Raw genomic sequence first — 26,219 nt, 5'->3', positions numbered from 1 at the left:
GAAAAAATCCAACAAAAAAAGGCCACTCATAATTGTGATGAGTGCCCTTTTTATCTATTTAATCAAGGTTAGTAATCCTTAATTATTATCCTTTTGAACAAACGCGGTATTAGCTGTTATATATTCGTTTTTACCAACATATAGTCTGGTAATTCCGTAATATTTAACTACCTTTTGAACTTTAACCACATTACCTTGTTGTAACTTGGCAGTCCAGTTCTTACCGTTAAATTTCAAATCAGTGTGAATTCTAATACCATTCTTAGCTACCACCCTGAACTTCTTATGGTTCTCATGGTAGTAACGACTTACTTGCTTGTTTGAAGTAGTCTTTGAATTAGTATCAGTCTTCTTACGGCGGAATGTAACCTTAGCATTGCTGCCACGGTAGAATTCCTTCAAGTAAGCGACGACATAAGCATCGCTATGATCTGACAGGTTCTTTGGAAGTGATTTGTGTGATGCCTTGTACTTCTTGGCATCTTGAGTGGCCTTACGTTGTTCGTAAGTCTTCTCATCAATCACAAATGACTTGTTACTTGTTACGTAACGACCTTTTCCAATGTAGAATCTGGTGATTCCATGGAACTTAACAACCTTTTCAACTCTAATGATATCGCCACGACGAAGCGTTGATACCCAGTTGCGGTCAGTAAAGTTCTTACTTGTATGAATCAAAGCATCCTTTTGAAGTCTGAATTCAGTGTAGTTCTTTCTGTAGTAACGACTTACCTTCGTTGGAGTCAATGTTACAGAGTAGCCTGGGTTGTTAATAGTTTGTTGTTTCTTAACAACTGGTGTAACTACCTTCTTATGGATCTTCTTATGAATTTGCTTAATTGATGTTTGCTTTGCCTTGGTCTTATGCTTCTTAACTACAGTTGGTTTCTTAGTTGTTTCAGTCTTCTTGACTACCTTCTTCTTAGCTGGTTTTGTCTTAATTACTGGAGTTACCTTCTTAACAACCTTCTTCTTGGTTGTCTTTTTAACCTTCTTAGTAGTCTTCTTCTTATCGGCCTTGGCTAATTGAGTTGCAACAACGTAATCCTTGTTACCAGTGACGTATTCACCGTGACCAACGTATAGTCTAGTTGTCTTACCGTATCTAACAATCTTGATAACCTTGATTAGATCACCATGTTGCAATGTAGTAATCCAGTTATGCTTGGTAAACTTAGGACTCATATACATTCTTGCACCATGTTTGTTAGAAACTCTGTACAACTTGTAATTCTTCTTGTAGTACTTCTTAGATACCTTAGAGAAGTCGCTTTCTTGTGCGGCTTTCTTCTTGGCCAAGAAGTAATCATAAGCACGTTGGTAAGTTGCTTGGTAAGCCAATGACTTACCACTAACATCTTGTTTAATACCCTTATTAGCATCCGCACTAGCAGCAATTGTAGCTTGATATGCATCGTCAGTAGCAACGTTACCAGTTGTGCTTTGTTTACCATTACTTTGAGCAGCTTGGTAACCCTTGTAAGCAGAATCAGCGTAGGTGAAACCAACTTGGTAATATGGATTATCTGACTTGGATTGTGCATTAGCCTGATTTCCGTCATTGTAACCAGATTGTGATTGTTCGTAACCCATCTTAATTGCGGCAGCATCTTCAGGTGTTGCTGAGTACTTGTTAATTGCAGCAGATTCAGTCAATCCTTCGGTGTATGCCTTAGCACCATTGTTAGCAGCTTGTTGAGCGATTTGTGCTTCACGTTGGTAAGCAGCAACGAAGACTGGGTCGTTACTATCACTTAGATGATTGTTTGGACGGTTTGAATTAATATCAATCAATGCCAATACAGAACCACGGTAAGTATTGTCCACATTGTTACCGTTAGTGTGACTTGCCAATTGATCAGTACCTAATTGTACTAATTCGATACCAACCTTGGCGTCGTTGTAACCCTTGGTAAAGACATCCTTAACGGATTGGTTACCACCAAATTGACCTAATGAATCATTCAATGAGCCATTTTGTAGGTAAGTAACACCCGCGTTCTTAGCAATTTGACTTGCGTAAGCCAATGCCTTAGCGTAAGCAGCCTTGTATGGAGCACCTTGTTCAGCATTTGCATATTGCCCAGGGTTTCCATTCTTAATGTCATTAAGTGCAGCGGCTGCCCCACGGTAAACAGTGTCTTCATTTGAGTTAGTTGTATGGTTGACACCATCGTTTGCATTTTGCAATGCAAGGTTGTAACCATTTTGTGCATCGCTGTAACCCTTAGAGTAAGCAGCACGTTGAGATTGGTTATCTCCAAACGTTGCCAATTGATCATTCAAGTTGACATCATTACCAAATCCAGTCGCACCGTTGGTAGTTTCTGGTTGAGCAGTTTGTAGAGCCTTTTGATATGCGTCGATGTAAACGATATCGTTAGAAGCCTTAGCTTGTGCTCCATCGTTTCCGCTCTTAACGTCGTTAATTGCATTAACAACAGCCTTGAATACCAAGTCGTTTGTACTGTTTGCAGTGTATGGACTGTTTTGATCTGGGTTTTGTTGTGCTTGGGTGTATGCCTTTTGAGCATCGTTGTAACCCTTGGTAATTGCATCCCTATCAGATTGGTTGTCACCAACACGGTCTAATAGGTCACTCAATTGACTATCACTTAGGTAACCAGTGATACCAGTTCTTAGGATTTCAATTGCTTCAGCTAAAGCCTTATCGTAAGCACTTTGTGCTACGACATCACTGTCAGCTGGACGACTGCTACCTAGTTGACCTAACTTAACATCGTTAAATGCAAGTGATGAACCATGGAAGGTTTGATCAGCATTAGTATCAGATTGTCTGCTTTCAGTATCTGGTTTGCTCTTGGCTTGACCGTATGCAGTTTGGGCATCAGTGTAACCACGGCTAATTTCATTCTTAAGAGTGTTGTTATCACCTTGAGAAGCAAGCAAGTCAGCTTGTGATTTGCCTTGGTTAAATCCAACGGCACCAGTTTGGGCAAGTTGGTTAGCCAATGCTTTGGCACGGTTAAATGATGAAACGTATGCTGGGTTAGTTTGTGATGCGTCTGGAGTAGCATTCTTATCTTGGGCAACAGCGTTAAACGCGTCAGCAGCTCCGACGTATGCCACATCTTCATTGCTTGATGTCTTATGATTGTCAGCCTTAGATGCATCTTGTTGAGCGGCATTGAAACCGTTGTTGGCATCGGTGTAACCAGTAGTGAAGACATCCTTCAATGCTTGGTTGTTACCGAATTGACCTAGTGAATTGTTAAGGTCGGCATTGTTACCGAATGCTGTAGCACCGGCATTAGCTTGAGCTTGAGCTTCTTGCAATGCCTTAGCGTAAGCAGCTCTGAATGGTGCTGATTGTTCTGCATTTGCATTTTGACCAGCATGACCATTCTTAACATCTTGCAATGCGGCTGCTGCCCCACGGTAGACTTCATCACCGTTGCTTGAACTTGCATGGTCACTACCATCATTAGCATTTTGAAGTGCTTGAGCATATGCAGTTTGGGCATCGCTGTAACCTCTAGTGTAGGCATCCTTTTTAACCTGGTTGTTACCAAACTTAGCAAGTTCATCTGCAAGGTTAACACCTTGACCGAAGCCAGTAGCACCATTGGTTGCTTGAGGTTGTGCTTCGTTCAATGCACGTTGATATGCATCTACATATACCTTATCGGTTGAAGCATTAGCTTGAGCACCAACGCTGTTAGCCTTCACATCAGCAATTGCATTCGCAACAGCGGCAAAGACTAGGTTGCTATTAGTGTTAGCAGCATATGGGTTGTTTTCACTTGGGTTTTGTTGAGCTTCTGCGTAAGCAGTTTGAGCATCATTGTAACCCTTAGTGATTGCATCCTTATCGGCTTGGTTAGCACCCGCGCTATTAACAGTGTTATCAAGACTAGCACCCTTGATGAATGAGTCACTACCGTTCTTAGCAACACCTTGAGCGTAACTCAAGGCCTTGTCGTAAGCACTTTGAGCAACAACATCACTATCAGCAGGACGACTATTACCATCGTTACCGTTCTTAACATCGTTAAATGCTAATGAAGCACCATAGAATGTCTTGTCGGTATTGCTATTAGTTTGATGGGTAGTTGTGTCAGGCTGTGCTTCAGCTTGACTGTATGCCAATTGTGCATCAGTGTATCCACGACTGACAGCATTTTGTAATGCCTTGTTGTCGCCTTGTGCACTTAGCAAGTCTTGTTGAGCAGTTCCCTTGTTGAAACCAACTGCAGCGTCTTTGGCGATTTGTAGTGCTTGATCCTTCGCACGACTGAATGCAGCGAGGTAAGCAGCATTAGTTTGTGATGCATCAGGAGTTGGGGTTTCACCACGAGATACCGCGTTGAATGCATCGGCAGCTCCACGGTAAACCTCATCCTTATCACCATTGGTGCTATGAGTTGAACTCATATTAGCATCCTTTTGTGCGTCGGTGTATCCAGCACTCGCATCGTTGTAACCTTTGGCAAAGGTATCGCTTAATGCTTGGTTATTACCAAATTGACCAAGTGCGCTGTTAAGGTCGGCATTGTTACCAAATGCAGTCGCACCGGCATTAGATTGAGCTTGGGCTTGAGCCAATGCCTTAGCGTATGCAGCTTGATATGGTGCTGATTGTTCTGTGTTTGCGTGTAGACCAGCAGTTCCGTTCTTAACATCTAATAATGCAGCAGCTGCACCACGATAAGTTTCATCACCATTTGATGATGTGTTGTGGTCGGCGTTGTCATTAGCATTTTGCAATGCTTGGCCGTAAGCAGTTTGTGCATCGTTGTAACCCTTGGTGTAAGCGTCCTTTTGAGCTTGGTTGTTACCAAATGATTCAAGTTGTTGTTGTAGGTTGAGTCCATTACTGAATCCACTAGCCCCGTTGGTTGCTACCGGTTGAGCTTCGTTTAAAGCACGTTGGTAAGCAGCAACGTATGCAGGATCAGAACTCTTGTTAGCTTGGGCACCCGCTTCGCCGTTCTTCACATCTCTAAATGCGTTTTGAGCGGCTTCGAATACCAAGTTACTGTTAGTTCCGGTCGCGTATGGACTAGCTTGACTAGGAGTTTGTTGAGCTTGAGCATAAGCTGCTTGAGCATCGTTGTAACCCTTAGTAAAGGCGTTCTTGTCAGCTTGGTTGTTACCTAATTTAGCAACTTGAGTGGCTAGGTCTTGGCCATTACCAAAACTAGTTGCCCCATTGTTAGCTACTTGTTTAGCAGCATTCAATGCAACTTGGTAAGCGTCTTGGTAGACAGGACTGGCATCAGAAGTACCATTTTGTCCTTCTTCACCATTCTTCACGTCGTTAAATGCGGCAGCCGCACCCTTGAAACTTTCATCCACATTAGTGTTACCAGTGTGGGTGGTGTTATCTGGATTTTGACGCGCTTCATTGTAACCCTGTGATGCACTAGATTGACCAGCTTGGTAAGCATTCTTATCTGCTTGAGTCCAATTAGTCATGTCTTGGTTACTGTTAGTGAATTGGTTTTGGGCACCAAGTGATGCCTTAGCCAATGCCTTGTCGTATTCGGCACTGTATTGGTCTTGGTATGCTTGAGTCTTGTTAGAACTAGTGTCAAAACTCTTCTTGGTGTTGCCTTGAACTGCGTCTAGGTAACCATCTTTAGCACCATCATGACCAGTTTGCACATTAATGTTACCTGATGTGTAGTTAGCGTTGGCATCCTTTTGACCGTTAAAGTCGTTGTCACCACTCTTACCATCTGCAACAGCTTGAGCACCTGATTGATATGCGGCACTAGGGTTGCTTGGCGCTTGAACATTGTTCATTGCGTCATCATGACCTTGTTTAGCATCATCATAACCCTTTTGAGCTGCTTGACCAGTCGCACTGTTGTCATCAGTCTTAGCACTTCCACTGTTATAAGTAGTTGCACCAGCTAATGCAGCTGCTTGACCAGCACTCAATGCCTTGTTGTATGCATCAGCATAAGCCTTAGCTTGAGTTGCATCGGTAGGTGTTGAGTTGTTAGTACCGTAACTTCCATCATGGAAACCATTTGCAGTGGCATGGTATGCAGCCTCTTGAGCAGCAGTACCGTTGTAAACTGAACGATTTGGATTAGTCAAAGCATCGTTGTATCCAGTTTGCATATCACTAGCAGTTTGCACACCAGATAAGTATGACTTATCGTTGTTGTTTTGGTTAATTTGACCATTAACTTGAGCATTGTATCCATCAGTTGCTTGATCAAACGCATTCTTGTGAGCCACATTTAGTGCATCATTTGAATTGGTAGCTGTGTCAGGTTTTCCGGCAGCAAATTCTGCAAGTCCTTCTGCTGAAGCTTGAGCAGCTTCGTTCTTCGCACTCTTGTATGCGTTGATGTATGCAGTTGACTTACCATCTAATGAAGTGTCGTTACCAGTCTTACCAGCAGCAAATCCAGCCTTAGCACCTTCAAATGAGTTGTAAGCGTCACTATCAACAATGTTGTTGTTAGCAGTTGTAGTGTCACCCTTGATTGCATTGTATGCAGTTTTAGCATTTTGCTTACCGGCATTGTAAGCATCTAATTCAGTTGAAGATAGTTTTGAAGTATCTGTTGATGGATTAGTTGCATATGCATCGTTGGCACCACTTGTAGCAATTTGTTTAGCGTTGTCGTAAGCATTGTTGTATGCATCTTGGTATTGAACTGACTTGTTAGCCAAAGTTGAATCCTTTGGTTCGTCGTTCTTACCAGCAACAAACGCAGCTTGTGCGGCGAGGTATCCAGCTTTTTCAGATGCTGATTCGTTACCAGTTAGTTGACCACCGCTGGTGAACAATTGACGACCTGAAACCATGTCGTTATAAGCATTAACCCCAACCATAAATTGTGGGTTAGACTTTTGTTCATCAGTGTAATTACCACCGGCTTGTGCAGCCTTGTAACCATCCACCGCGTCGGCATATGCTTTAGCAGCAACACCACTTGGGGCGTTGGTTACGGCTGGACTAGTGTTTCCATCAGCAAATGTTTTAGCACCTTGGATAAGTGCTTGTTTAGCATCCCCTTGTGCCTTCTTGTATGCACTTTGGTAAGCCAATGACTTGTCAGATAGATCAGTGACATTACCAGTCTTGGCATCGTCGAAAGCTTGTAGAGCAGCCTTGTTAGCATCATTTCTTGGAGCATCGTCAGTATTGCTGTTTGAAACACCGTTGTAGGCATCTTGGTAACCATTCAATGCGGATAGTCCGTACTTGTTACCAGTTTGGATTCCACTATCGGCGTTATCTGAAACCTTAGTACCAGCAAATCCAGTGTTAAATCCTTGTTGTGCATCTTGGTAACCATCTTGACCTAGCTTGTCGCTTGGTTCTGTTTGGTTAGATACAAACGCGTTTGCACCTTCATTGTATTGAACTTGCATTGCTTGGATGGCTTGCTTGTAAGCAGCCTTCTTAATTGGATTGTTTTGGATTGTTGGATCATCAGAGTTGGTACTGTGTCCTGGATTATCAACCAAGTCTGTCTTAGCTTGTTGTGCTGCTTGAGTAGCACTAGTGTAGACAGGGTCTTGGTTATTGCTGTCAGTATTACTGTTTACGATTCCACTAACGGCATCTTGAACAGTCTTAGCTGACTTAATACCATCTTTTTGAGCAGCATTTGGATTACTGATTGGTGTGTTGTTAACAACTGAATCGAATCCTGCCTTGGTATCAGAATAACCTTGGGCCAAACGATCCTTAGCTTGTTGTGAAGTTACGCCAGTAGTATCTGCAACGTTCTTACCACTATCAAATTGTTGTTGACCAGTTTGGTAGTTAGCTTGTAAATCAGATACGGCCTTGTTGTAAGCATCAACGTAAGCTGGGTCTTTGTATTGAGATGTTTGTGGTTTGTCAGGGTTAGCGGCAATTGCATTACTTGCATCTGTGTATGCCTTTTGCGCCTTAGCATATGCGTCGTTGTCGACATGGTCGGTAGTGGTATTGTTTTCAACATCGTTTAGACCAGCTTGACTTGACTTGTATGCGTTGTATCCGGATACGTAAGCAGTAGTTGCACCACTTGGTAATGAGGCAACGTTATTGTTCTTAGCTAATTGATATCCATCACTAGCATCTTGGTAACCCTTCGCTTGAGCGATTGAATGAGAGTCTGCACCGTATGGTTTGTCTAGTCCCTTGTTAAAGTCACTAGCACCAGTTGCAGCATCCATTTGAGCTTGTTGCTTAGCAGCAGCATAAGCATCGTTGTAAACCACTGATTGACTTGCGTCAGTTGGTGTTTGGTTATTAGAGTTACCATTGGCACCATCCTTGTAACCGTTCAATGTTGCTTGGTATGCGGCTTCTTGAGCAGGAGTACTCTTGTATTCATTACCATTATTGCTTGGGTTAGTTGTGGCATCGTTAGTACCATTTGCTAATTGCTTAGCTAAGTTGATACCTGCTTGGTAATTAACGTTTTGGTTATTATTATCAGCGTTACCAGCTTTTTGAGCTTGGTAACCATCTGATACAGCTTGATAACCAGCCTTGTGAGCTTGGTTTAATGAGTCGTTTGAAGCAGTAGCAGAATCACTTTTACCTGCTTCGTATTCCTTAAGGCCATCGTTAGCAGCAGCACTAGCTTCATTCTTAGCCTTGTTGAAGGCATTTAAGAATGTGTTGGACTTGCCTGATAGCTCAGGAGTGATTCCTGTTGATCCAGCAGCAAAACCAGCCTTAGCCCCATCAAATGATTGTGCAGCATCTGTTCCAGTAGCATTTGGATTAGCCTTGGTGTTGTCGGACTTAGTGTCATTGTAAGCAGCAATTGCGTTTTGCTTACCTGCTGCATAAGCAGTCTTTTGAGCTTGAGTCCAACCATCCTGGCTAACTGGAGTAGTATTATTGAATGCTTCAGAAGCACCGATTGTTGCCTTAGCTTGGGCATCGGCATAAGCATTGTTGTAAACGTCTTGGTATGCTTCTGGTTTGCTGCCTAGATCACTTGGCTTAGCGATGTCATTCTTACCACTTGAGTAAGCATCTTGGGCAGCAGTATAACCAGCCTTTTCAGCAGCACTAGCATCATCTGGTAATTTTTCACCATTTACATATGCGTCGTGTCCCTTAATTGATTGGTTGTATGCATCAACCCCGGCCATAAATGATGGATTCTTCTTATCATCATCGGTAATCTTGCCGTCTCTAGCAGCTTCATAACCTGACTTAGCGTAGTCGTAAGCTGCTTGCTTAACTTGACTTAGCGCATCGTCACCAGTTGGTCTGGTTTCACCGTTAGCAAATGCTGTCGCACCACTAGTAGTTGCAACAGCAGCATCTTGTTGTGCCTTTTGGTATGCCAATTGGTATGCAACAACTGGTTCTTTAGAGATATCAGTTGTCTTTAGGTTCTTAGCATCATCAAATGCTTGAAGGGCAGCAGAGTTAGCTTGTTGTTGCATTGCATCGCCTGAAGTATCCTTCTTGTTTGATAGTGCTTCTTGGTAACCTGACAATGCAGATTGTCCAGCTGTTTGACCAGCCTTAGTAGCACTGTGTTCGTTAGGAACGCTTGTACCATTGAATCCGGCAGCAAAACCAGCTTGTGCGTCATTGTATCCTTGATTACCTAAATCAGTGCTTGGCTTGGTTTGGTTGTTCAAGTAGTCGCTTGAACCATCTGCGTATTGTTGATGCATTTGGTTAACAGCAACCTTGTAAGCAGCTGCCTTGATTGGGTTGTTTTGAATGCTTGCGTCGTCTGAAATAGTTGAATGATCTGGATCATTTTGTAGATCTTGTTTTGCTTGTCCAGCTGCACTGTTGGCGGTTTGAACAATTGGATCATTGCTGCTTGAGACGTTGTCGGTTGCGACACCGTTGACGGAATCGATAACCTTTTGTGCCATGTCGGCACCCTTTTGGGTAGTGTCATTGGCGTTGTTAGTTGTCTTTCCATCAATCTTGTCGTTGAAACCACGTTGAACATCAGCGTAACCTTGTTCAATTTGCGTCTTAGCTTGATTTGATTTAGCACCTGAAGTGTCAGCAGAGTTGCTACCGTTAACGAATTGGTTAGTACCATTTTGGTAGTTTTGCTTCAAGTCGTTAACGGCCTTAGTATAAGCAGTTTTGTATACAGGTGAACTATCACTAGCAGTTGCTGGTGAATCTGGGTTGGAACTGATTGCCTTAGAAGCATCATCGTATGCCTTTTGAGCCTTGTTGTATGAAGCAGAATCGACAACGTTTGCAGTAGTTGTACCATTTTCGATGTCGTTGATTCCGGCTTGACCAGACTTATTGGCATTGAAACCAGTCTTGTAGGCATCAGTTGCGTTAGTTGGAATTGTTGCATCTTTGTTGGTTGCAGCATTGTATCCATCTGTTGCATCTTGGTAACCCTTTTGTTGAGCAAGACTTTCGGCTGAATTACCAGTTGGTTTAGTATTACCAGCAATGTATGAGCTAGCTCCAGTGGTTGCGGCTTGTTCACCCTTTTGCTTAGCAGCTTGGTATGCATCGTTGTAAGCCTTAGCTTGACTAGGGTCAGTAGTTGTTGCGTTATCGTTATTGCCGTTACTACCGTCTAGGTAACCATTAACGGTCGCCTTGTAGGCAGCATCTTGAGCAGCTGAACCAGAGTTGTATGAATCCTTCTTACTTGGATCAGTTAAAGCGTCGGCAGAACCCTTGGCAACGTCCTTGGCAGTTTGCACACCTGATTGGTAAGAAGTGTCCTTGTTACCATTATCAACAGTGTTATTGTTTTGAGCGTTGTAACCGTTTTGAGCTTGGGTGTAACCATTAACGTGAGCAACACTTAGCGCATCCTTGGCATTAGCATCAGCAGAGTCACTTTGTTGAGCGTTGAATTGATCAGCACCCGCTTTGGCAGCTTGTTGTGCTTCTTGCTTAGCAGCATTGTATGCGTTAATGAATGTTTGAGTCTTGTTAGTTAGGTCAGTGGTTGCACCAGACTTACCGTCTGAGAAACCAGCCTTAGCACCATCAAATGCTTCACCGGAGTTACTACCAGTTGGGTAGTTATTTTGAGCGGTAACGTCTTGCTTAGTCTTATCGAAACCAGCTTCGGCGTTCGCCTTACCAGTGTTGTAAGCATCTTTTTGAGCTTGGGTCCAAGTGCTTTGATCTACCTTAGAAGTTGAGTTACCAAATGCTTCACTAGCACCTGATTGGGCCTTTTGTTGAGCATCTGCATAAGAATCTGAATATTCATCTTGGTAAATACCAGGTTGTTGATTCAAATCACTTCTTTGTGGTTGATCACTTGCACCAGCTGTATAAGCGTCCTTAGTGGCGTTGTAAGCTAGATTTTCAGCTGTAGTTGCATCACCTGGTAATGATTTTCCTTCATTAAATAAAGTACGACCGGTTTGTGCATCTTGATATGCCTTTACCCCAGCCATGAATGATGGGTTGTTCTTTTGTTCTTGGGTCAACGTTGCACCAGTCTTGGCAGCATCGTATCCAGAACGTGCATCATCGTAAGCCTTAGCTTGGGCATCTGTGATGGCGTCAGTCACTGTTGGACGAACTTGACCACTTGCGAATGCCGTCGCACCGTCTGTGATGGCTTGTTGAGCAATTTCTTTGGCCTTGTTGTAGGCAGCTTGGAAGGCTACCGGTTCTTTAGCAAGGTCGCTGGCACTCATTGAAGTATTGTTCTTAGCATCAGCAAATGCTTGTTTGGCACCGTTGTTACCATCTTTTTCGACTTGTGGCGCATTCGCATTTTCATCCTTTAGAGATAATGCATTGTTGTAACCAGCAAGTGCTTGTTCACCAGCGGATAGTCCGCTTTGGGCTGCACTGTGTTGGTTAGCAATTGATGTTTGACCGCTGAAACCAGCAGTGAATCCATCATTTGCTTCTTGGTAACCCTTCTTACCTAGATCATCACTAGGTTCAGTAGTGTTATTCAAGTATGCATTAGTTCCGGCATCGTAGTTAGCCTTGTATTGAACTTGTGCTTGCTTGTAAGCAGCCGCCTTTACAGGGTTATTAGCGATGATTGGATCAGTTGATACATCAGCATGATCTGGGTCGCTTAGTAAATCATTGTGTGCCGATTGAGTTGCGCTGTTGGCTGCTTGAGCAACTGGGTCACTACTGTTCTTGTATGAACCAACCACTGAAGCCTTAACAGTGTCAGTTACTGTCTTAGCAGCGTCCATCCCTGCTTTTTGCGCATCGTTTGGATTAGTAATGTTTTGACCGTTAATCGCAGCATTGAAACCAGCTTGAGCATCAGCGTAACCTTGGCTAATTCTACCCTTACCTTGGTCGGATGAAGCGCCACTAGTGTTAGCACTTGATTGAGCATCCATGAATTGTTGCTTACCTGAATCGTAGTTATTCTTCAAGTCAGCTTGGGCTTGCTTGTAGATTTCTTGATATGCAGGTGAAGTATTAGTAGTTGGTGCTGGGTTGTCTGGGTTAGCAGCAATTGAATCACTTGCATCCTTGTAAGCTTGTTGAGCTTGGGTGTACGCACTGTTATCAGCGTGGCTAGTTGGGGTTGTGGCACCCTTTTCAATGTCAGATAGACCTGTACGAGCAGATTGAGCAGCATTGTATCCTGCCATGAATGATGGATTGTTCTTTTGTGCTTCAGTTGGTGTTTGGTTCTTAACAGCGGCATCGTGACCACTTTGAGCATCCTTGTACCCTTGGCTTTGAGCTTGACCAGCCAAACTCTTATCGGAATTATCTGCTTGACCTGCATTAAATGCGTTCGCACCGTCAGCAGCCTTTTGCATACCTAGTGCATGAGCTTGGTTATATGCATCAGTGTATGCCTTGGCTTGAGCAGAGTCTCCTTCAGGGACACTTTGACCGTTATTGTTGTTATTAGCACCAGCTGTGATACCAGCTAACGCGGCATCGTAAGCAGCCTTTTGAGAAGCATTGGCTGGAGTGAATGACTTGTCATCACTGCCAGTTGCTTGTTGAGCTGCTGAAACACCGGTGTTTTCATCAGTACGTAGTTGTTGACCTGCCTTGTATGCTGGATCATTGGTATTGATACCAGGACCAGTTTGACCGTTGTATCCGGCTTGAGCTTGGGTGTAACCATCATTGTGAGCTACGTTCTTAGCGTCGGTTGCGGTTGCGTTGGCAGTATTACTCTTGTTAGCAGTAAATTCATCGATACCGGCTTGAGCATTTTGTTTAGCTTCTTGTTGAGCCTTGTTATAGGCAGCCTTGAATACGTCTGACTTACCGTCTAGTGAAGTTTGTCCACCATTAGTACCGTCAGCAAAACCAGCTTTGGCTCCATCGAATGATTCTGAACCATCACTACCCGCAGAGTATGGGTTGGTTGCATTGACGTTGTCTTGGTTTTGCTTGTACGCATTGTTGGCGTTAGTAACACCAGTTGTATAGGCATCCTTTTGCTTTTGAGTCCAGCCAGTTTGATCCACTGGTTGGCCAGTCAATGCAGCGTTGGCCCCTTGGGTAGCCTTTTGCTTAGCATCATTATAAGAAGTAGTGTATGCATCCTTGTATGCTTGACTCTTACCAGTTAAATCAGGCATTTGACCGTCTGATTGACCGTTAGCGTAAGCATCGACAGTACCTTGGTAACCATCTTTTTGTGGTTGAGTCCAGTTAGTCATGTTTGGAGTGGTATTGCTACCAGCTGCGGCTAATCCTTCGTTTCCTGACTTAGAATCATTGAAACCAGTGTTTAGAGCTGAGTTGTTCTTTTGAGCTTCAGTTAATGTTTGACCAGCTTGTTGCAAGTCATGACCTTGTTTAGCAGCAGCGTAACCTGCACTTTGAACCTTGGAAATTGGATCCGTAGCATTAGTGTTGTTGTCACCATTGACATAGCCACTAGCACCATTGTCGTAAGCAGTTTGTGCTGCTTGTTTTACCTTAGCGTAAGCCAACTTGAATGCATTACTGTTTGAAGTGTATGCAGAATCGTTGTTAGCAAGACCATTACTAATGTCAGTAAGTGCTTGAGATGCACCATTGTTAGCGTCAATTTGGTTTTGATCAGTTCCAGTTGGGTAGTTCATTTGACCAGTTGAAACGGCATCGTTGTAACCTTGCAATGCCTTTTGACCTTCGTTAAACGCATTGATAGCTTCAGTAGTCTTCTTAGTTGATGAAGATTGACCACGAACAATGGCGTCTTCGAAACTTTGTTTAGCATCATTGTAACCCATGGTGTATTCATAAGTTGCGTTAGCAGGTGCAGCTTGACTACTTAGGTATTGTTGAACACCGTTTTGGTAGTTAATTTGCATTGCATTAACCGCGTTGGTGTATGCAGATGCATAAACATTATTTGAAGCATTTAGATTAGAAGATGGAACCACGTTAGATACATCTGGGTTTGCATCGACAGCATCCTTGGCTTTTAGTGCCGCAGTGAAGGCTAGACTATAGATTGGGTCTCCACCGGGGTTGGTTAGCTTACCATTGTTGGCAACATCATTAACCGCACCTAATAGTTGTTGACCTTCTTGGAAACCTGATTGAGCACCACTGGTTGTGATGGTTGTTGCGGCTTGTTCACCACTCAAGGCGTCTGTATAACCTTGTCTTGCATCAGTGTATCCATTAATTAGCATTTGAACGGCTTGAGAACTCCCTAATCCAATTGTGTTATATCCAGTTCCTTTAGCAATTCCTTGAGGGAATTGTGCTACCCCTTGTTGGTATTGACTTTGTAGGTATGTTTTTGCAGCTGAATATGCATCAGCATAAGCTGGTGATTTTCCAGTCATATTAGGATTGTTAGGGTTATCTGGATTCTTACTCAAGTCTGTATATGCTGCTGTGTACGCATTAAGTGCATCATTATATGAGTTTTTATCGATTGCAATATTAAAATTATTTTGATTACCACTTTTAGCATCGGTATTTCCAAGTAATTCAGATTGGTATGCATTGTAACCTGTCATGTATGCAGAATCGGATGCCTGAGGTGATTGGATGGTCTTGGAATCGCTAAATCCAGTTTGAGCACGACCGTATCCATAGTTAAACGCTTGTGAATCGGCATCGTTACCAGTAGCTGGGCTTTGACCTCTAACGTATGCCAAAGCACCATTAGCACCATCTTGGATTGCGATATCTCTTGATCTGTTATATGCATCCACGTACGCTTTGGATTGGTTAGCATCACGACTTAGTGGTGTTGCAGAAGCGTTTGGTGTGTTCTTCAAAACATCATTAAAGGCTCCGGCAGTACCATCGTAGGCAGCAACTCTTACAGCTGAACCAGTGTAATTAGCACCTAGAGTTGGGTTAGCCTTAGCATCGTTAATACCAGCTTGAATATCGTTGTACATAGTGTTACCAGCTTTGTATGATGCACTATTGTTGGTAGTATCAAACGTATTTGTGGTTGATGCACTGTAACCCTTTTGAGCTTGGTTGTAACCATTGCTCATTGCCTTAGTATCAACAGTTGCATTATCTGAAGTTGTGTCGTAATTATTTTGTTGGCTAGCTTGGAATGTAGCAACCCCTTGTGCTTCATCTGATAATGCCTTTGCCTTGGCGGTAGCAAAAGCTGCTTGGTAGGCATTTGATTGGGTGTTAATTCCACTCACACCGTATGAAGGTAATTGTGAGTTTTGAATATTTGGATTAGCAACGTATGCGTAAGCGTCCTTAACACCGTAATAAGCACTCTTGGAGTCACCTGATAGTCCATTATCTGTACTGTTTAGCGCTTGGGCTTGTTTTACCCCATCGGCTGATTGGATACCTTGAGTATTACCTGTTGTATATGGTTTATCTTGACCTTGCTTAGTGACACCACTAGCACCATCTTGATAACCATTTTCGGCAATTGATACCCCAGTTGCGTAGTTACTATCTTTTTGTTGTTCAGCTTGGCTAACAGTACCGTTGGTGTAGTCATTGGCACCAGCTTGAAGACGACCAGCTGTATTACCTTGCTTGTAAGCATTTTGGTAAATTGGGTTGTTAGCTTGTGCAGCACTATTGTTGGTAGATGTTCCTTCAGTAGATGCAGAACCATCCTTGTAACCATCAACAGATCCTTGGTAACCATCTTGGTATGCGAATGGGTTAACAGCACTTGGAACGTTGGTTGGAATGTCACTAGTTGAAGAATTGTTCTTAACAGCAGTCAAACCATCGTTAGCACCTAAAGCTTGTGAGTAAGCCAATCCATAAACAGTGGTTGTGTTGTTGTTATTACGTTGTTTCTTTTGAGCATCAAGCAACGCATTCATAGTGTCTGAATAACCTGGTTCAGTGTTGGCGTTAGGGTTGTTACTACCATTGTTAAAGTCCTTAATGGCGTCAGCATATCCCTTAGCTGTTGCTTTACCGTTTGCAAAACCAGCTGCAGCATTAGTGTTAGCTGGAGCAGATGAGTTTGGATTACTCAATCCTTGCTTAAATCCAGTAGTTAATGCTTGGTAAGCTTGAGTGTAACCAGCTTGAATGGCTGCTGTAGTTTCTTGACCTGGGTTTGGTTGCACCCCATTATCGAAGTCTCTAACAGCATCTGCAGAAGCCTTGTTGATATCTGCCACGGCACGGTTGTATCCGTCAATGTAAAGTGTTCCATTGGAACTACTTGTGATTGGTTGGATAGTTCCGTTTGCAGAAGCGTTGTTCAATGCATCAACAACACCATGGTAAGTTTGTGATGTTGAATCAGATACCTTTGGATTACTCTTGGCTTCGGCAGCGTTGTAGTCATTCATGAAGGTATGACCAACTGTTTGACCTTGTTGATAGTTAGCATTTGAAGTAGGAGTTGATCCAGTAGTCATGCCAAGAACTGAATGGTATCCATCCATCACTTGGTTGTATGCTGCCGTGTAAGCAACGTTCTTAGCTCCATCTGCGTTTAGTGTTGCATCAGTTGCTGATTGGTTTTGACTCAATTGTTGCAATGCTTCGTTGGCTAGACTAGCGCCATCTGAATAAGCCTTGTTATATGCATCAACGAAGACCTTGTCGTATTGGGAAGTAATTGTCTTAGAACCAGTGGTTGAACCAGTAGCAACATCCATGTATCCAGCCATGGTACCATTGTAGGCATCCAATTGATCTGGATCACTTGGTGTGTTGTTTTGAACTGATGTCTTAGCAGTATTAATCCCTGTGTTTAAGTTTTGTTGTTGTTTTACACCATCAACGTAACCTTGAGATTTGGTGTTAACAGAGTTTCCAGTTGTTCCATTGTATCCATTAGTTAAGTCGTTGAAACCAGCTTGTAGGAATCCAAATGAAATTTGTGGTTGAGTGTTACCTGCAGTTGGTGCAACAGTTGTCTTCTTGGCAATGTTTTCACCACTTTGGTAATCAGTTTGTGCCTTAGTGTCAAACCAAGTTTGCAAGTCTGTGTACAAAGTACCACTGGTACTTTGTTTGTTAGTGTAGCTAGTGTTTTCCAATGATGCTAGTTGAGCGTTAAAGATATCGGCAGCAACATTGTAAGCTACAGATTTATTACTATCGTTAGCAGTTAGTGCAGATTGGTTATTAGCTAGTGCATTGTTTGAATCACTGAATCCAGTTGTCGCATCGTTTTGGGTACTGCCATTGTTGAATGAACTATAACCCAACTTGTATGCATTTTGTAGGCTAGTAGTGAATTGAGCAACAATTGTACTACTGTTTACGTATGTTGGATCAGCCTTGTTAGCTGAAGGTGTAAAGGTTGGTAGACTTTGGTTTTTACCATCACGCGCATCCAATAGACCTTGTCTAGCGGCATCGTAACCTTGACTGTAGTATGCGATGTAATATCCATCATGACCACTTACAGACTTAGGTAAGTTGTAAGTGTAGTCCTGTGCACCTTGAGCAAATGCTTGAGCATCGCTACTCTTGGTTGCATCAGAACGTTCGTCACTAACCCCAGTGTTAAAACCAGTTACATAGGTCTTATCAGTGTTGTTCGTAGTAATATTTTGATTTCCAGGTTGGTTAGAAGCAGCAGTATAACCATCCTTGTGACCCTTGGCAGCTGTATCTACCCCAGTAGCATAGTTGGTATCACTATTGGCAACAGTTTGACTAACAGTGTTGTTGACGTAGTCATTAGCCCCTGCTTGTTGTCTACCTTGCGCATTACCATTTTGGTATGAAGTTTCATAGTTGGCATTAGCACCAGTAGAATTGTTGTTGGCACTTGATCCAGTAGTTGATGAGACCCCATCCTTGTATCCATCAACAGCACCCTTGTATCCGGTGTTGTATGAAGAAGATAGGTTTCCATCGTTTTGATAGCTAGCTGGAATTGTAGCAGCTTGGTTAGATACGTTTTGTGGGTTAGCACTATTCTTAACAGTGTTTAGACCATCAGATTGACCTTGGTTGAAAGCGGTTTGGGCATCTGAGAAACCACTGTTAAATGATTGTTGACCAATTGTTGAGTTGTTGTATGGGTTGTTAGCAGCTGTATTAGCTTGCTTGTTGTTGAATGTTTGGGCACCTTGTTCGTAAGCCTTTGGTTGAACGTATAGGATGTATCCAACTTCTTCAAGTAAATCTAGTTTTGATTCTGTTTCAGATGAGTTCAAACTAATGTCGGTTTGACCTTGAGCCGCCTTGTAGTATCCATACTTGATACTCTTGTATACAGTCTTGTCCCCTACATATGAATCATCGGATAAAGCACCATGACTAGTAGTGCTTGATTCTGATGAAATGTTAGAAACAGAGTGAATTAAAGCTGCTTGAACAGCATCATATGCTGATTGAGCGGCCGCTAAGTTGTAAATACCAGCAGATGGGTTTACAACCGTTGGTCTTTGCTTAGCTAGCGCACCGTTAATCAATGATTGTCCGTATTGGAAACCGGCTTGTTCAGCCTTACTTGCATTTGGATTTGGATTAGCAGCGGTAGGGTTTGATACGTTTTTAACCGCATTGAAATAACCCGCTTCCGCATCCAAATAAGCATTCTTTTGCGTTGGGTTTGATAGAACCGTTCCGTATCCACCGGATGTACTGTTAATAATCGCATTTCTTTCATCTTGAACGAATGAAAGTGCACCTTGGGCATCAGATAGACCAGTTGTTGTAGCTGATGCTGGAATTCCTAGGTACGTTGAAGCAAGTCCATATTGTGATTGAAGAGTTGATAATGGAAGTGATGCCTTACTTGGATCTAGTCCTACTAGGTATGCTTGGTTATATTGGTTTACACCATCTTGATATCCAGGAATATTTTGTAATTGTGGACTAGTAATCCCGAAATGAGCGTCACTAACACCGGCATCATATGCCGCCTTTTGGTAACCTTGGATGTAGGCAACCGGATTAACAGCAGAACTAAATCCAGCAGTTTGTTTTAAATCATCCAATGATAATGGTGCATTCTTATTAAATGCAGCGTATCCACGTTGGGCATCATTGTAAGCACCTGTATAGTCGGTACTTGTTCTGGTAGTGAAACTTTCTGCATTTTTGGCGTTGTTGTTACCAGCAGAAGCGTCAGTTAAACCATCAACAATACCATTTTGTTGAACAGCTGTACTACCGGCAGTAATCCCCATATCACCATTTTCGATCACTTGTCCATTACTACCAGAGTTGTAACCTTCGATTGTAATTGTGTAGTTATTAGTTCCTGCTGATGGACTAGTGTTAACGATGTTATTAACACTAGTCAAACCATACTTTAGACGCATTCCGACAAATTGTGGATTCACGCTTCCGGTTGCACTTTTTTGTAGAACAAAAGTAACTGGAATAATTTCACCAGCATAGTTAGTTGGAACATTAAGTGCACCTGTATATAAGTTAGGATCGGCATTGGAATATAAATCTTGTGTTGATGAGTTTGGATAAGTTGTTAGATTATTGAACTTTCCTTGCGGATCAGTATTTGAGTAACCAACTTGGTAGTATAACTTTTGACCAAGAATTGAATTGTAGTTGGTTAATTTAGCATATGAAGTTATAACTGTGTTTCCATTATTATCAACAGAAACGCCACTGGTCCCCACGAATTGCACGGCAGGAATACTTTGAATTTCTAGTTGAGTGGTATTAACATTACCAGTCACTTGATTACCTGAACCGTCAATTCCTTTATAAGTAGTGCTACCTGAAGGAAGATTAAAGTAATAAAGTGGCGTGATACGATTGGAAGAATCCAACACTCCAACGTTATATGCATTAATACCATTTTGGTTACCACCAGTTTGGAAGGTATTGTTAGTAGTGTTGTTATTGTAGAAAATAACATGATCACTACCCACACCATTAATGGTTAAGTTACCGTAGTATGGGGTTACGTATCCACCATTTTGATCGGTAAGTCCAGCAATCAGATTACCACCATTACCAACATAGAAGTTACCATTAGTGTTTTCATTAGAAATCAAACCGTATAAAGTAGCCTGACGACCACCAGAAGTGTAATAAGTCCCATTTGTTTGTGGTAATCCCGCTTCAAGCGCTTTAATCAATCCACCATTAATAACCTTAATTGTGGAAGATCCTCGCATATCAATAGCTTGGTTATAGTATCCAGCAGTACCGTTATACCCTTGGAAGTTAATCGTACCTCCATCGACAACGATAGTTCCCCCATTCATGTAGATACCGCCTGATAAACGATTAGCAGTTTGTGAAGCTAATGGAATAATGTTTAAGACCGCATCCTTAGCAACATTCAAGTTAGCTGATGAGCTACGGAAGTAAATTGCCATATTAGAAGCATTAACTCCATTTTCACCTTGTCCACCGGTATCACGACTGGCAAGCGTCATCTTAGAATTTTGACCAAGTGTCATATTTCCATACAACTCAATGGCGTTACCACCCATTACTGGTGAAGTATTACCAAAGTAGTGAGAATTGTTTTCTAGAACGAAGTTTTGCACTTCAAGGTTTTGTTGGTTACCCCCACCAACAGTTAAAACATTTTGGGTAAACGGTGAGTTATAGTATTGCGAATTTCCTAGATTGTTGTAGTTAACCGGATTTAAAACATTAACATTTCCAGAGAAGTATACGTTTTGTGAGACTGCACTAAGCAATTGTCCACCAATGTAGTTAATATTGGAGTAATGAATATTATCATTAGAACCAACACGGAAAGGTCCGTAGAAGTTTGCAGCGTATAAGGTTTGGAAATTTTGTAGATACAAATCTGTAAAGTTACTGTTGGTGAACGTGTAATCCATATCATGGAAGTCCATCATATGATTTTGACCGTCAATCGTAATGGATGAGCCAGTAGCATTAATATTGGCGTATTCGCCACCAGTTCCCTTAATGTTTGTTAAATCAACGTCACCAATCAGTTTAATCTTAATAACGTTATTGGCAGAATTACCCCCAGCAGCATTCATCGTTCCAGTTTGACCGGTTAAGACATTAAAGAATTGACTACCATTAGATACGAATACCACACCAGATCCTTTGGCAGTTTCTTGGTTAACAACATCGTTGTAACCCATATTGTAGTATTGATTTGATGTATTCACTGGGTTAAACGCAGTATTAACCTTAAAGTTATTGTATTGATCAAACGAGTTAGCGATTGAGTCCTTAGCACCCAAATAAGCTTGATCATATGGATTAGATGAATTTCTAATCCCAGAGAATGAATTCATGTAAAAGTCTTGGTTTCCTTGACTCGCTTGGCCAGCGGCAATACCAACCCACTTACCGGATTCGGCATCATTATATCCTTGCATTGCCAAAGTCATATTTGTGGCAGTATCAAAAGCCTTCGCCAAACCGGCGTAGTTAGCATATTGTTGACGTGCTTGTTGAATAATCGCATCGTTTACTTGGGGAATAATTACAGCACCGATGCTATTCGAAGATTTAACACTGACATTATTAACATTTGAAAACTTAGATAGTAATTGTTGTTCGTAATTTTGTGTAGAAGTATATGCCGAATATGGAGTATCAGCACCTCCACGGTATGGGGAATCCGGACTGTTGTAGTTTTGCGGAGTTCCATCTGTTAATGCGGTTTGTGGATTGGTAGTTGATGCACCTGTAAAACCACTCCCATTACTAGACGCAGCACCAGATGAAGAGTTGTTAGATGTAGTTGAATTTGCCGCTATATTGCTTGATAAACTAGCTCCACTTGAGCTTAGACTGGGTGACTTAACGTTTCCGGCATCATCTTTTCTATTAGGTGTATTTCCGTAGTAAGTGTAATCTTGTGTACCAGTACCAATTCCCTGAGTCTTTTGGTTGTAATCGTTCATTACTGCGGCTGCAGCTGCATAACCAGCATTGTAGTAATTAATTGCTTGTCCGGTTAAACTACCAGAGTTGTTAGCCTTACCACTGAAAGCATCTTGATAACCTTGTTGAATTTGTTGAGCGTAAGTAGATGAATCATCATTGTTGTTAAAGCTAGGAGCTTGACCATTAGTAGTTCCTACATTAACAACTGGTTTAGAAGAACTTGCTGTTCCACTGTTTGATGAAGACGCACTTGTCCCGCTACTTTGGTTGCTAGAAGATGATTGTCCACTAGCAGCTGTCAAAGAAACACTTGAACTTGAGTTAGATCCAGCGCTTTGAGTTGTTGTATTTCCAGAATTATTACTTCCACTATTAGCTTCAGGCTTAGCGTCCGCATGGGCCTTATTTCCACCTATTGTGTATGCAGTGGTTCCCAAAAAGGCTAAGGTAGCAACGGATACTACAACCCATTGTTTCTTAACTTTTTTCATTACTTTCTTATCTTTTACTTTGTTGAACTGTTGCTTGTTGTATTGCATAGTAATGGTCCTTTCAAATTCAATCGAGGTTTTAAATCTTTATTAAAAACTTTTTCAAAAAACATATTATTTTGCGCTGCTGTTCCATTAAAAAGCGCACAGTGTGGGTAATTTTATATAATTATTATATTATCATCTTCTTAAAGAAATTTAAAACGTTTTGAAGAATTATTTAATATTTGTCGATAAAAAAATACATAGTGTCTAATAAATTGCCAAAAATCTATATTTTAAAGACTTTTTCAATGTATTTAAATCGACCTATTTTTAATGTTTTTATAATTTTTATTCGAAATATCATAACATAAAAATTACTGTAACTATAACTAAAGATGCTAAATAAATATTTATTTAGCATTTGTCATATCAATGAAAATATTATTTCTTCTAGCTTTCATTATTGGTTAATTTCTTTTACAATATAATAAATAATATTTGCGTTAATATGGGAGGTATGAATTTTGTCACAACAACGATTATTAGACATTAAAAACGGCTATAACTTCCGTGAACTTGGTGGATACCAAACAAAAGATGGCCGTTTTGTAAAATGGAATAAAGTTCTGCGCTCAGGTGACCTTTCTGAACTATCCGATTCAGATTTAGATTTTTTAGAGGACTATGGCATTAATTTCGATGTCGACTTAAGATCTGACACCGAAAGAATAAAAGCACCTGATAAGAAATCAAGCAAGATTAAGCTTATCGCTAACCCTGTCTTCAACAGCGGTCACGACAAGACTGAACAGCAATACGCTGAACAGTACATGGATGATGCCAAGCGCGGCAAACAAAATATGATTAATTCATACCAATCAATGGTGACTAGCCCATCCGCACAAAATGCTTTTAAAAATCTTTTTAAGACCTTATTAGCTAACACTGACAACGGTGCCGTACTATTCCATTGCGCGCAAGGAAAGGACCGCACTGGTCTATCAGCTGCTTTCTTCTTATTCGCTTTAGGCGTTGATGAAGAAACAATCAAAAAAGATTACCTATTATCAAAAGAAGCAATGAAACCATTCATTCAAGTAAAAATCGATCAATACAGTAAATACGGTATGACTGACGAACTTCGTCAAAACCTACACGACTTATACACTGTTGATGAATCATACTTCGATGCTGCGATGGCTACCATTAAAGACAAATATGGTAATATCAATAACTTCTTGCATGAATTTATTGGCCTATCTGACGCAGATATTGCTAAATTAAAGGATATTTATCTTACAGACTAAATAACATTGGAGTGATTTTTATGGGATTTAAAAAAGCTGCTGCTGCTTTAGGTGTAATGTCTACTGCAGTTGGGGCAGGAGCTTTTATGTTCAGTAACTACCTATTTAAATTGGGTATGAACAGAAAGGACGATGAACCTGTCCCACAAACTAGCCAATTACGTTTTGCATACGCATACTACCGTTATGTCGATTGGTTCCACGCTATTCCTAAGGAAGAATGGGTGTTAAACGAAGTCGACACTGGCGAAAAAATGATTGCCTCATACGTTCCTGCCAAGGAAGAAACAAAGAAAACAATCATCATGGCCCACGGGGTTGGATGTAACCGTGAGACAATGGCCAACTTCATTAAGATGTACCACGAATTAGGTTTTAACGTCCTAGCTCCTGACGATCGTGCCCACGGTGATAGTGATGGTAAGTACGTTAGCTATGGGTGGAAGGACCGCATCGACTACCTTCGTTGGATTCAGCTAGTCCTTGAAAAAGTTGGTGACGATGCCGAAATCCTAATGTTTGGTATTAGTATGGGAGCCGGTATTGTCACAATGTTAAGTGGTGAAGACTTACCAAAACAAGTAAAAGCAATCATTGCCGATTGTGGATACACCAATGTTGGTGATGAATTCAACTACTTATTAAAGGACATGTTCCACTTACCTCCTTACCCAATCGAACCATTGGTTAGCGCGATTAACTGGTACAAAGTTGGATATCGTTTGCATAACGCATCATGTACAGAAGCGTTAAAGAAAAACGATTTACCAACCCTATTCATTCATGGGGACAGCGACATTTATGTTCCTACCTACATGTCTTATGAAAACTACGCCGCATCAAACGGTCCAAAACAACTATGGATAGTTCCTGGTGCAGGTCATGAAGAAAGCTTCTGGGTCAACCCAGTCGCATACAAGAAGCGCATCAAAGACTTCTTGCACACATACTTTGACTAAACAAAAAGACTCAGCATTTCGCTGAGTCTTTTTTTAATCATCGCTTGAATCACTGTCGCCGGCTTGATATAGTTTTGACCATTCTGCTTCAGTTAAAATTGATTTGGCAAAATTATCTACGTGTTTCTTTTGCTTTGGAGTATTGTAATAAGTCTTAACCAACTCAGCGATGCTAACTGTCTTGTTAGCTCTTGGTGCTTCGTATTCTGGTCTATCTCCTAGATGAGCAGAATCGGTGTATTGAAGGTTAACATTTTCTCCATCAACACTATATTTCAAATCAGCCACACCATCACCATTAAAGGTTAAAGTGCTGTGTTTTTCATTTCCTTTTTTGCCATCATAACACATTCTGCTAAGGAAATAATCCTCTTCGTTTCCATCATCATTTCCATTAAATTTGCTCTTAATAACAGAATCATAGTGAGAATATAAATCATTGTTAGTCTTTTGCTTTTCTAACTTAGCTTGATCATTACTAACCCATTCGTATGCTAAGATACCAATTTTTTCGTCGCCTAAGTCCTTAGCAGTAATTGTAGGTGCACTGGATTGATTGGAAGCTTGACTCTTTCCGCATCCCACTAGCACCAATGAGACTAGTGAAGCCAATCCGATTATGTATAACATTTTCTTGAACATTTGAAGCTCCCCCCCTTTATTCTTTTAATATTACCATTAAAAACATCTAATAAGTGCATATATGTAAAATAAAAAAGCCAGCCAATCTGGCTGACTCTTACTTAAATGTTAATGTCATTAGCATTGACGCGTTAATAATCATGTAGATAACAATTGAAATCACTAGTGGTTTCCAATCGTATGCTAGACTGACTTTCACACGGTTAAACCAACGCTTGAAGTAGTTTCCTTCGTCCGCATCGACGATTGAATCGATGATGTTAAAACTAATCTTGGCGTTGATGTATGCCATATATAGGATGGTCAAAGTACCAATCAATAGTACTAATCCACCTAAAATATCACCAACTGGAAGTGTGTAGTAAGCAAGTGCTAATTCTTGTCCAGCCAGTAATAATGTAATAATTGTTGGCAAGGCCACAATGCGACGTGATGGTAGTAAAGTACATACTAGGTAGAACAATACTAAGATCACTGCGTAAATCAATGAGCTTAATAATGTTGACCAGTGTACTAAAAAGAATGTCACTTTAACATTGCCCCAGTGAGCAAAGTGCGCCTTACTAAAACTGTAGTAGACTGCGAATAAGAAGAATAGAACTGAGAAAGTCCAACCTTCTTTTGTCATTTCAAATTTTTTATTCATTATATATCACCTATATTTCATTCTAACTGATTTTTAAAAATTACACAAAAAAAGAGCTGGCTG

Annotated in this window: 5 protein-coding genes; 2 read left to right on the top strand and 3 right to left on the bottom strand. The window is 41.4% G+C overall.

What is annotated here, in order from left to right; genetic code table 11:
• Positions 1 to 78: 78 nt before the first annotated feature.
• Entirely contained in the window at positions 79 to 22,665 is a 22,587-nt protein-coding gene (locus tag RZ55_RS01050; RefSeq protein ID WP_057175528.1) for a DUF5776 domain-containing protein, read from the bottom strand.
• A gap of 461 nt (positions 22,666 to 23,126) precedes the next feature.
• Here RZ55_RS01050 and RZ55_RS01045 point away from each other — a divergent pair, with 461 nt between their 5' ends.
• On the top strand, positions 23,127 to 23,909 hold the full coding sequence (locus RZ55_RS01045; RefSeq protein ID WP_057175527.1) for a tyrosine-protein phosphatase: 783 nt from the start codon (positions 23,127 to 23,129) through the stop codon (positions 23,907 to 23,909).
• Positions 23,910 to 23,929: 20 nt separating this feature from the next.
• The gene (locus RZ55_RS01040; protein ID WP_057175525.1) at positions 23,930 to 24,868 is read left to right on the top strand and encodes an alpha/beta hydrolase; all 939 of its coding nucleotides are present in this window, start codon (positions 23,930 to 23,932) and stop codon (positions 24,866 to 24,868) included.
• Positions 24,869 to 24,901: 33 nt separating this feature from the next.
• Here the strand turns inward: RZ55_RS01040 and RZ55_RS01035 are convergent, their stop codons facing one another.
• On the bottom strand, positions 24,902 to 25,510 hold the full coding sequence (locus RZ55_RS01035; protein ID WP_057175524.1) for an Lreu_0056 family protein: 609 nt from the start codon (positions 25,508 to 25,510) through the stop codon (positions 24,902 to 24,904).
• A 97-nt stretch (positions 25,511 to 25,607) separates the two neighbouring features.
• Positions 25,608 to 26,156, bottom strand: a complete 549-nt coding sequence (locus tag RZ55_RS01030; RefSeq protein ID WP_054482851.1) for a hypothetical protein — start codon at positions 26,154 to 26,156, stop codon at positions 25,608 to 25,610.
• Positions 26,157 to 26,219 lie beyond the last annotated feature (63 nt).

Source organism: Apilactobacillus kunkeei, from assembly GCF_001421115.1.
Lineage (GTDB): Bacteria > Bacillota > Bacilli > Lactobacillales > Lactobacillaceae > Apilactobacillus > Apilactobacillus kunkeei_F.
Note: the sequence above shows the minus strand (reverse complement) of the source record. Positions and strands in the feature narration are given on the sequence as shown.